The following is a 10,535-nucleotide window of genomic DNA, read 5'->3' on the forward strand; positions in this document are numbered from 1 at the left end:
CGCCGACGAGGAAATCCGCGGCACCTGGCGTCACGATGACGATAAGCGGCATAGCCTGAGCCCATGGCGTCTCCCGCTCCCGTGCTCCGTGTCGCTGTCGACCTGATCATCCTGACCCTCCGTGCCGGTCGTCTGAGCGTGCTGCTGATCCAGCGCGAGGACGACCCGCACCGCGGCGCCTGGGCCCTGCCCGGCGGCTTCGTGCACCTCGAGGAGGACCTCGAGGAGGCCGCCTACCGGGTCCTCGCCGACGAGGCCTCGCTGGGCAGCAGCGCCGTGCATCTCGAGCAGGTCCGCACCTTCGGCACCCCCGGCCGCGACCCCCGCGGCCGCGTCGTCTCGATCGCCTTCATGGCCCTCGGCGCCGACCTGCCCGATCCGCGCCGCGGCGAGGACGTCTCCGACGCCCGCTGGTGGGCGGTCGACGAGCTCGCCGACATCGCCCTCGCCTTCGACCACGCCGAGGTGCTCGCCAGCGCCATCGAGCGCGCCCGCTCCAAGCTCGAGTACACGACCCTCGCCGTCACCTTCCTGCCCGAGGAGTTCACGATCACCCAGCTGCGCGGGGTGTACGAGAGCGTCTGGGGCACCAGCCTCGACGCGGGCAACTTCCACCGCAAGGCGACCCGCACCGACGGCTTCCTCGTCGAGCTCGACCGCCACGCGGCGCCGACCGGCGGCCGCCCCGCCCGGCTCTACCGCGCGGGCACCGGCGCCTCGCTCAACCCGCCGCTGCTCCGCTCCGGGAACTGAGGCCGACGGGGTCGAGCGGCGTGGCACGATCGGGGACATGACCGCCCCCGAGCCCGCTCCCGCCCCCGGCACGTCCGCGGATCCCGCTGCGGATCCCGTCGGCGCCGCCGCCCGCACCGAGATCGCCGCCGCCTACGCCGCCGCCCGCGACGAGGTCCACGCCCTCTCCCGCGCGATCCACGCCGACCCCGAGCTGGCCTTCGCCGAGCACCGCGCCCACGACCGCTGCGCCGACCTGCTCGAGACCCACGGCTTCACCCTCGAGCGCGGCGTCGCCGAGCTGCCGACCGCCTTCCGGGCGACGCGCGGGACCGGCTCCCTCGTGGCCTCCCTGTGCGTCGAGTACGACGCTCTCCCGGAGATCGGCCATGGCTGCGGGCACAACATCATCGCCGGCTCCTCGATCGGGGCTGCCCTCGCGCTCGCCGACCAGCTCGCCGATCTCGACGTGACCCTGCAGGTCATCGGCACCCCCGCCGAGGAGCACGGCGGCGGCAAGCAGCTGCTCATCGACCGCGGGGTCTTCGAGGGGGTGCACCTGTCGCTGATGACCCACGCCGTGCCGCACACCGACACCTACGACGTGCTCGGCTCGACCAGCCAGGCCGTCGGCCGGTGGCGCGCGACCTACACGGGGCGGGCGGCGCACGCGGCGGCGAACCCGTCGGACGGCATCAACGCGAACGACGCCGCGGTGATCGCCCAGGTCGCGGCGGGTCTGCTGCGGCAGCGGCTGCAGGACGGGCAGCGGCTCTCCCTCGTACCCCAGCAGTCCGGGGTGACGAACGTGGTGCCGGAGCTCGCGATCGTGGACTTCGAGTGCCGGGCGTTGGCGATGGACGAGTTCGAGCAGCTGCGGCGCTCCCTGGTGGCCTGCATCGAGGCGGGTGCCCTCGCGACGGGCTGCGGCCTCACCATCGAGGAGACCGAGCCCGTCTACGAGCCGCTGCTGCAGGACGAGGTGCTGGGCCGGCACTGGAACGCGGCGATGGAGCGCCTCGGGCGACCGCTCGCCGGCTCGCTCGGCGTCATGCGCGCGTCGACCGACATGGGCAACGTCTCCCAGCGGGTGCCGAGCATCCACCCGTTCGTGGGCATCACCGGCGCCGGCGGGGCGCTGCACACCCGCGAGTTCGCCGAGCACGCGCTCTCCGCCGAGGGCTTGCGCCTGATGGACGATGCCGCGGTCGCGATGGCCTGGGTGATCCGGGACGTCGCCGCGGATCCCGGGGCGCGCGAGGCGGTGCTGGCCCGAGCGGCGGAGCTCGCGGCCCCTGCCGGAGCAGGTGCGGGCGACGGGGCTCCGGCCAGGGGCTGACGGGGCGCCGGGCTGCGGCCGAGGTGACGCGGGACCCGGCGCGGGGCTGACCCGGTGCCAGGCCGCGGCCGGGGGCTGGCGCGATGCGGGACCCAGGTCCCGGCCAGGGGTTGTCTGGGGCTCCTAGCCTTAACTCATCGCTCCACCGACGAGGGCCTTCTCGGGCGGAGCGGTTCAGGACCCCGGGTCGGCAGGGGAGAGCGGACCCGCGGCGGACAGGGCGGTGAGCACAGCTCACCGCCCTGAGTCCTGTCCGGGCACGCTTTTCTCCGCGTCGGCCTGCGCGCCCGTTCGTCCCGCACCGGCCCGGCGCCCCCGCCTCGCGCCCCGGCCGCCCCCTGTGCCCGCGCGGCCCCCGGAAACCCCCGCACACTTGGGCTTATCCGCGCCGAATTCCCCCAAGTCTGTGGGGGTTCCGGGAGCCGTCCCGGCCCAGACCCCACCGCGCAGTGACGTCGGGTCGACAGTGTCGGCTCACGAGCCAGATCCACCCCAGAAATGGCGCGCCAGCCGACACTGTCGACCTCGCCCGGAGTTCCCCGGCCGCCCTCGCCCCAGTAGTAGCCCCCCTCCCGCAATCCCCAACTGGCCGCCGTCCCCGTCCCGCCATCCCCCGCTGTGCCGCGCGCCACCGCACCTCTCCAAGTGGTTGAATGTTGGATCAACTCGAGGCATGATGGTCCTGTTCTCCTCGATCGGAAGGATCGCCGCCATGACGTCGTCGCCCGCCCAGCCCTCCACCGCCTCCCGCCCTGTCGACGAGCGCCACCTCTCGGCCGACCTCGCCATGGACGCCGTCACCCTCCGCGTCGGCGACCTCGAGCTGATGAGCTCGTACTACGAGAACGCCCTCGCCCTGGCCCCGCTCGAGGAGCAGGCTCGCGTGGGCGGCGAGGTGCACCGCGTGCTCGGCCGCGGCGACGTGCCCTTCGTGCGCCTCGTCGCGACCCCGGGCCTCCCGGGTGTCGACCGTGCTCAGGCCGGCCTGTTCCACACCGCCTTCCTGTTCGAGGACCAGGCATCCCTCGCCGGGACCGTGCTGCGCGCCGCGCAGGATCCTCGCTCCCGCTTCGCCGGCACCGGCGACCACCTCGTCTCCGAGGCCTTCTACTTCACCGACCCCGAGGGCAACGGCATCGAGCTGTACTGGGACCGCCCGCGCGACACCTGGCAGTGGAGCAACGGCCAGGTCGCGATGGACACCCTCTACATCGACCCCAACGCGTACCTCACCGAGCACCTCACCGAGGACGCCTCGACCGACCCCGGTATGCGCCCCGGGATCGTCGGCCACGTGCACCTGCAGGTCGGCGATGTCGACGCCGCCCGCCGCTTCTACGTCGACACCCTGGGATTCGAGACCACCGTCGGCTCCCACCCGGGGGCCCTCTTCGCGGCGGCCGGCGGCTATCACCACCACGTCGCCATGAACACCTGGAACAGCCGCGGCGCCGGCCCGCGCGCCGCGACCCTGGGCCTCGCTGACGTCGCGATCACCCTCCCCGCCCGTGAGGATCTCGACGCCCTCACCGCCCGGCTCTCCGCCGCGGGCATCTCCTACGCGGACTCCGGCCGCTCCGTCGCGGTCCAGGATCCGTGGGGCACCCCGGTCACGTTGAGCCTGCCGGGCACCAGCACTGAGGAGCTGCTGACCCGCTGAGCCGGCGCCGCGCCGTGGGTACGCGCGCCGTGAGCGCGACGGAGCGGGGCGGGTCGAGGAGAGATCCTCGGCCCGCCCCGCTCGTCGTGTCCGGGGGTCTTGGTCCGGGTCAGTCGCAGGTGCCGTCGGCGGCGCAGGCCTGCCCGCCGGCGATGTCCCCGCCCAGCAGGGAGGTGAGGGAGGAGAGCGGCGCGATGGCCCGCTCGGTCGGGGTCTCGGGTGCTGGGCCGTCGGCCGACGGGGCCGGCTTCGCAGGCCGGGTCGCCGCGGTGGTCCCGGCCGACGTGACCTCCGGCGCCCCGGGAGCGGTGCTCATGCCTGATCCGCCGACCGCTCGCCCCGGGCCTCCTCGGCGATCTGCCGCAGCGCCTGACGGAAGGCGTCCAGCGGCAGGGCGCCCGGCGCCGTGTACTTGTCGTTGAACAGGAAGAACGGCACGCCGCGAGCGCCCATCGAGACGGCCTCGCGCACCTCCGCCTCGACCGCGTCGTCGTGGCTGCGCCCCTCGAGGGCGTCGCGGGCGACGTCCTCCGCGAGGCCGGCGGTGACGGCGCGGCGCACCACGGCGTCGGCGTCGAAGGGGTCGCCCGCACCGGTGAAGTAGTCCCGCTGGAGGTCCATGAAGTACGAGGTCGCCGCGTCGGCGCCGTGCGCGGCGGAGATCGCCTGCATCACGCGGTGCACGCCGCGGGTGTTGGCCATGGGGCGCTCGGTGACGTACTCGCGACCCAGCTCCTCGGCCGTGGTGCGGATGTTCTCCTCCATCTCGCGCACCTGGGTTGCGGGGATGCCCTTCGCTGCGGTGAGGTGCTCGATGTTGGTCCGATCCGAGTCGACGGGGGAGGTGGGGTCGAGCTCGAAGGAGTGGGCGCGCAGCCGCACCTGGCCCTCGAGGCCCTCGGCGGCGATCGCGTCGTGCAGGCGGGACTCGCCGATGTAGCACCAGGGGCAGACCACGTCGGTCCAGACGTCCACGGTGATCAGGGGTTCGGTGGCGGGCTGGGGGTTGGCGGTCACGGGGGCCTCCCTCGGGGTCGGGGTGCGGCGTCAGGGGAGCGGAGACCCCCGGCGGGTATTTGAAAAGTGTAGTACGTGGGCCGGTGCGGCGGGGTGTGCTGAGGGACTCCTCATCCTGTCCTCACCCTCCGTTCACCGGACCGGCGGATGCTGGGACGGCCCACGGGGCGGGGTGCGCCCCGGAGGTGACAGACTCGTGCTGCCCCGCTCTCGACCAAGGACCGCCATGACTCCGCCGCTCCCCGTGCCCACCTCCCGTCGGATGCCCCCGGCCTGGAGCCCCGAGGCGCAGGCCGACCTCTGGAGCGCCTCGTCCGGTTCGGGTGCGGAGGCGACGGCCGATGGCGGCGATCAGCCCGGCGGCGACGAGCGGGCCGGTGGCGGCGAGCGGGCCGGTGGCGGCCCGGTTGACGGTGCCGGTCGGACCGCCCGGGTGCTGCGCGGGGTGCGGCCGAGGCGCCGCCCGCAGGTGGCCCACAACCCCGCTCCGTTCCGTCTGCCGGCGCAGCGCGTCGCTCGTCTCGCGGAGGCCTCCCCGGCGACGTCATCCACCGCCGCGGACTGGCTGCAGGACGCGGCCCCCGCAGAGCCCGAGTTGATCGAGCAGCCCGCCCCCGCCGCCGGGACTGCCGTTGCCTTGGAGTCTTCCGCCGAACTCGCCCCGGCCCTGGAATCTTCCGCCGAGCCCGCCCCCGCCACGGACTCTGCCCTCGCGTCTGTCCCCGCCCCGGAAGCAGCCGCTGGGCCCACGCCCGCCGCGGACTCTGCCCTCGCGTCCGCCACGGGCTCCGCCCTCGCGCCCACCCCCGAACCCGTCCCCGGGCCCTTCGCCGCGGACGACCCCGAGTCCGGTGCCCGCTGGAGCGTGGTCGCGGAGTCGGACGACGCGGCGGCAGACGCCGTCACCCAGCCGCTCGCCCGTGATGAGGCCCGGACCGTCGCGGCCGATGCCCCAGAGCTCGTGCCGACCGCGCCGACCGCCGCCGAGGTCCCGGAAGGCGCCGGCACCGGGGCGGAGGACACCGACGCGGTCGCCGCGGAGCCCGAGCGCGCTCCCGTCGAGGCCGCGGAGACTTCCGTCGGACCTGCCCCGACTTTGCCGGGCGATCCGGAGCGGGCTACGTCGGCGCCCGTCCGCCCGTCGGCCACCGCGACTCCCGGCCCGTCGGCCCCGGCGTCGGCCCCGGCGCCCGTCGCCCCGTCGGCGCCTGCCGCCCCGTCGGCCCCCGGCACCCTGCGGGCCGCCCTCGACCTGCTCGCCCCGCACCTCACCGTCCGCCGTCGTGCGGTGCTGACCGGCTGGATCGCGCTCGTCCTCGGCGTGGGCCTCGTGGTCGCCCTGCCCGTGCCGCTCGGCTCGGCGGTCGATGCGGCGCGGGGAACCGGGTCGGACGGCATCGGCCTCCCTCTCGCCTTCTTCGGCGGGCTCGTGGTCCTGGCCGTCGCCGCCCGTCTCGTCGCGTCCGCCGCCCTCGGCCGGGCCGGCGCCGGGACCGCGACCGCACTGCGCTCGCGCCTGCTGCGCCACCTGCACGCCCTGACCCCGAGCCGCACTCGCGACGCCCGCTCCGCCGCGGAGGACGTCGGCCCCCTCACCCGTGACACCGACGCGCTGCGCGACCTGGTCACGCATGCGGGCCCGCGGCTCGTCGGTGGGCTGCTCACGGTGGTCTCCGTCCTCGGGGTGACGGCGATCTTCGCGCCGTCCGCCGCGCTCGTCCTGCTCGGCACCGCGGTGCTCGCCGCCCTGCTCTCCGTGCTCACCGCGCGCCGCACGGTCGCCGCCGAGCGGGCGGCCGCCCTCGAGCAGGAGCTGCTCGCCGCGACCGCGGAAGAGCTGGTCACCGCCGCGACCACGGTGCAGTCCTACGGCCTCGAGACCCGCTCGGAGCGGGGCCTCGCCGAGGCGGGACTGCGGGCCGGCCGGGCCCTCACCCGTGCCCGTCGGAGCGTCGCCCTGGACCGCGTCCTGCAGCTGCTCGCCGCGGTCGCCGGCGCCTCGGGCCTGCTGGCGGTCCTCGCCCCGCAGCTCGCGAGCGGCGCCGTCACCCCCGGGGAGCTGGTGCTGCTGCTCGGCGAGCTGCTCGTGCTGGTCCTCGCGGTGGGTCCGACGGCGCGGGCCCTGCCCGCGCTCCGCGCCGCCCGCACGGCCGCCGCCCGGGTCAGCGCGCTGCTCGCCCGCCCCACCGGGATCGCCGAGCCGGAGCGCATCCAGCGCCTCGAGCAGGTGCGCGGCGAGATCGTCTACTCCGCGATCACCACCCATGCCCGTCCCGCCCCCGGTCAGGACCCCGCGCGACTGTTCGACGCGGTCTCCCTCGTGGTCCCCGCCGGGCAGCACCTCGCCCTGCTCGACGAGGCGGGGGAGGAGTCCGCGGCGCTGCTCGCCTACCTGCTCCGCTTCGAGGAGCCGGACACCGGGCGGGTGCTGCTGGACCGCTATGACACCCGCGCCGTCTCCCTCGTCGACCTGCGCCGCCAGGTCGCGGTGGTCCAGCGCGAGCCCGTCCTGTTCACCGACACGATGCGCGAGAACATCCGCATCGGCCTGCCCGGGGCGACCGACCGCGAGGTCGCCGAGGCCGCCGCCCGCGTCGGGCTCGACGAGCTCGCCGCGACCCTCCCGCACGGCGTCGACACGGTGCTGGGGCGCGACGGTCATCCCGTCACCGACGGGCAGCGGCGCCGCATCGCGATCGCCCGCGCCCTCCTGCGCGACGCCCCCGTGGTGGTGCTCGACGGGGCCGACGCCGAGCTCGCCGCGACCGAGCGCGACAGCGTCCTCGCCGCGCTCCGCACCCTCACCGCGGGCCGCACCGCCCTCGTGATCAGCCGGGAGGCGGAGGTGGTGCGCGCCGCGGACCGGGTGCTATGGCTCGAGGACGGCGAGGTGCTCGAGGACGGTTCTCCCGCCGCCCTCGAGACGGACCCGTCGGGACGCGTCGCCACCTGGCTGCGCGCCCGCGACGAGGACGTGCGCTGAGCACGTCGCCGGATCGACCGGGGACCCTCGACTGCGCTCCACCGCGCCGACACCCGCATGTCACCTCCGCGGCCCACAGTGGAGGGACTGTCCCAGAGCCCCAGCGGGTGAGTCGGCACCACCGGTGACCCCCGGGGCCGTACGAGAAAGCGGGTCCCGTCGTGAAGATCTCCGTCCTCGGAGTGGGGTACCTCGGAGCGGTGCACGCCGCGAGCATGGCCGAGATCGGGCACGAGGTGATCGGCCTCGACATCGACGCCGCCCGCATCGCGGCCCTCGCCGCCGGTGACGCGCCGTTCCACGAGCCCGGCTTCCCCGAGCTGCTGCGCCGCGGCCTCGACAGCGGCCGCCTCCGCTTCACCACCGACTACGCGGAACTCGCCGAGGTCGACGTGCACTTCCTCGGACTCGGCACCCCGCAGCGGGCCGACGGCTTCGGCGCCGACCTCACCGCCGTGCACGCCGCCGTCGACGCCCTCGCCGCCGTGCTCCCCGCTCGCGACGGCGCCCCCACCCTGGTGGTCGGCAAGTCCACCGTCCCCGCCGGCACCGCGCGAGACCTCGCCACCCGCCTGAGCGCGCTCCCCGGGGTGTCACTGCTGTGGAATCCCGAGTTCCTGCGGGAGGGCTTCGCGGTGCAGGACACCCTCGCCCCCGACCGACTGGTGTACGGCGTCGCCGACCCCGGGACCGACGCGGCCGCCGCCGAGGTGGCGCTGCTCGACGCCGTCTACGCGCCGATCCTCGCCGCCGGCATGCCGCGCCTGGTGATGGGCTACGAGGCCGCGGAACTGGTGAAGGTCTCCGCGAACGCCTTCCTCGCCACCAAGATCTCCTTCATCAACGCGATCTCCGAGCTGTGCGAGGCGACCGGTGCGGACGTCACCGACGTGGCGAGGGCGATCGGCCTCGACGACCGCATCGGGCCCAAGTTCCTGCGCGCCGGGGTGGGCTTCGGTGGCGGCTGCCTGCCCAAGGACATCCGCGCCTTCATCGCCTCCGCCGAGGACCTCGGCGTCGGCCCGGCGCTCGGCTTCCTGCGCGAGGTCGACGCCGTGAACCAGCGCCGACGGGTGCGCATGGTGGAGATCGCCCGCGAGATGCTCGGCTCTCTCGCGGGCCGACGCATCACCGTTCTCGGCGCGGCCTTCAAGCCCGACAGCGACGACGTGCGCGACTCGCCCGCCCTCGAGGTCGCCTCCCGCCTCCTCGCCGCCGGGGCGCAGGTCACGATCACCGACCCGGAGGCGCTCGCGAACGCGACCCGCCGCGTCGAGGGCCTGATCGCCGAGCCCGACACCGCCCAGGCCCTGCGCGGTGCCGAGCTGGTGCTGCTCCTGACCGAGTGGCGCGAGTACCGCGACCTCGAACCGTCCGAGGCCGCGCGGCTGGTCGCGGCACCGCGGATCATCGACGGCCGCACCGTGCTGGACCTGCCCGCCTGGCGCGCCGCGGGCTGGGACGTGCGGGCCCTCGGCCGCGGCACGGCACGGCCCGGGGCTGGAGGGGCGGCGGCTGCAGAGCCCGAGCTCGAGCCGGCGCGCCTGCCCGCGCACGCCTGATCTGGGCGGGCGGGCGCACCTGGTCTGGCCCCGCCGCGCCCCCCACCCCGTCCCTCCCGCCCCACCCGGAGGCGCTGGTCAGTTACCGGCGCGTAGCGTCTCAGTACGGCTATATAGCCGTACTGGTACGCCTCAGGCCAGTATTCGTCAGCGCTGACCTGAGAGTCCCGTCCGTGAGGCGTCTCCGGCCGCTGCACCCCCTCACGAGGCGAGGCGGAGTCGATGGTCCCGGCGGCGGAGGATCGTGAGCAGGAGTGCGGAGGTGCGCTCCCAGTCGAGGAACACCTGCTCCCAGGTCAGACGCGTCACGGAGTAGCCGAGGGACTGGAGCTGCAGGTCGCGCGCCCGGTCCAGGTGGTACTGCTGGGGACTGTCGTGATAGCGCACGCTGTCGCACTCGATGATCCATCGCTCGCCCAGCTGCAGGTCCACCCTCCCCACCCCCGGGATCCTCACCTGCGGTGTGACCGGGACGTGGAGGGACTCGAGCCACCAGCGCACCGCGGTCTCGGTCCCGGACTGGGCGTGCGGGGAGATGCGGGACAGCTGCTGCCGGCGCGAGGACGGCAGGGCGGCGACGAGCTGCTGCGCCGCATGCTCCGACAGCCGACGCCGGTTCAGAGCGGACTCGTACAGGATCGCAGCGTCCCGGACCGGAAGGCACCGGCCAGCATGATCGAGTGTCATCTCGAGGCTCGCGACAGGATCCCGGTCGGGCCAACTCCTCAGGTCGCTGCCGTGCATCACGAGCTCGGCAGGCTTCCCGCCCGCAGCCAGGCCGCGAGGGCGGTACACATGCGCCCCGTCGTGGAGAGGAGTCCACAGGCCGTGGTGCGGAGCCGCGGTCACGCAGGTGGGTCGCAGTCCCTGCGCGAGCAGTCCGACGACCTCGGGCGGGGCGGTGTCGCGGACATACCAGGTCCCGACCCGGACCATGAGCCCGAGGCGGAGCAGACGTCGGCGAGCGGCCTCATCGATGCCGTACGTGCTCAGGTCCGATCGGTGGACGATGCCGGGAATCCTCATGGCGGCCAGTACAGACGCAGGGCGCGGAGGGTGGGGGTGCCGTGCCGGGCAGTGTGGACGGGGCGCTCCTGGGGAGGAAAGGTGCCTCGAGTCCTGAATGCTGCCCTCCCTCGTGCCGTTCCCCGGGGCGTGCTGAGGCACGGTGTGGGGGAGAGGGAGGTTGGTTACTGGCGCGTAGCGTCCCAGTACGGCGATATATCCGTACTGGGACGCTAC

The 10,535-nt window shown here is 74.8% G+C and carries 8 protein-coding genes; 5 read left to right on the forward strand and 3 right to left on the reverse strand.

The annotated features are described in order from the left end of the window. The first annotated feature begins 63 nt into the window (after positions 1-63). The 3 genes from V1258_RS09950 (at position 64) to V1258_RS09960 (ending at position 3,731) form a co-directional block, all read left to right on the forward strand. A complete protein-coding gene (locus V1258_RS09950) occupies positions 64-753 on the forward strand; it encodes an NUDIX hydrolase (protein WP_329749507.1) in 690 nt (229 codons plus the stop codon). A gap of 37 nt (positions 754-790) precedes the next feature. Further along, positions 791-2,071, forward strand: a complete 1,281-nt coding sequence (locus V1258_RS09955; RefSeq protein ID WP_329749508.1) for a M20 family metallopeptidase — start codon at positions 791-793, stop codon at positions 2,069-2,071. Positions 2,072-2,783: 712 nt separating this feature from the next. Then, on the forward strand, positions 2,784-3,731 hold the full coding sequence (locus V1258_RS09960; protein ID WP_329749509.1) for a VOC family protein: 948 nt from the start codon (positions 2,784-2,786) through the stop codon (positions 3,729-3,731). Positions 3,732-3,840: 109 nt separating this feature from the next. Here the strand turns inward: V1258_RS09960 and V1258_RS09965 are convergent, their stop codons facing one another. Both V1258_RS09965 and V1258_RS09970 read right to left on the reverse strand, forming a co-directional pair. Continuing rightward, complete coding sequence (locus V1258_RS09965) at positions 3,841-4,047, reverse strand: hypothetical protein (RefSeq protein WP_329749510.1); 207 nt, start codon at positions 4,045-4,047, stop codon at positions 3,841-3,843. Beyond that, entirely contained in the window at positions 4,044-4,748 is a 705-nt protein-coding gene (locus V1258_RS09970; RefSeq protein ID WP_329749511.1) for a DsbA family oxidoreductase, read from the reverse strand. Before V1258_RS09970 ends, V1258_RS09965 begins: the two co-directional genes overlap by 4 nt. Positions 4,749-4,974: 226 nt before the next feature. Here V1258_RS09970 and V1258_RS09975 point away from each other — a divergent pair, with 226 nt between their 5' ends. Beyond that, positions 4,975-7,731: an ABC transporter transmembrane domain-containing protein gene (locus V1258_RS09975; protein WP_329749512.1), complete on the forward strand. Its 2,757-nt coding sequence runs from the start codon at positions 4,975-4,977 to the stop codon at positions 7,729-7,731. A 161-nt stretch (positions 7,732-7,892) separates the two neighbouring features. Further along, positions 7,893-9,293, forward strand: coding sequence for a UDP-glucose dehydrogenase family protein (locus V1258_RS09980; protein ID WP_329749513.1), 1,401 nt, complete (start codon positions 7,893-7,895; stop codon positions 9,291-9,293). A 201-nt stretch (positions 9,294-9,494) separates the two neighbouring features. Here the strand turns inward: V1258_RS09980 and V1258_RS09985 are convergent, their stop codons facing one another. Continuing rightward, positions 9,495-10,319 carry an endonuclease domain-containing protein gene (locus V1258_RS09985; RefSeq protein ID WP_329749514.1) on the reverse strand — a complete coding sequence of 275 codons (825 nt, stop codon included), beginning with the start codon at positions 10,317-10,319 and terminating at the stop codon, positions 9,495-9,497. Positions 10,320-10,535 lie beyond the last annotated feature (216 nt).

The organism is Brachybacterium sp. J153, from assembly GCF_036311905.1.
In the GTDB taxonomy this organism is placed as follows: domain Bacteria; phylum Actinomycetota; class Actinomycetes; order Actinomycetales; family Dermabacteraceae; genus Brachybacterium.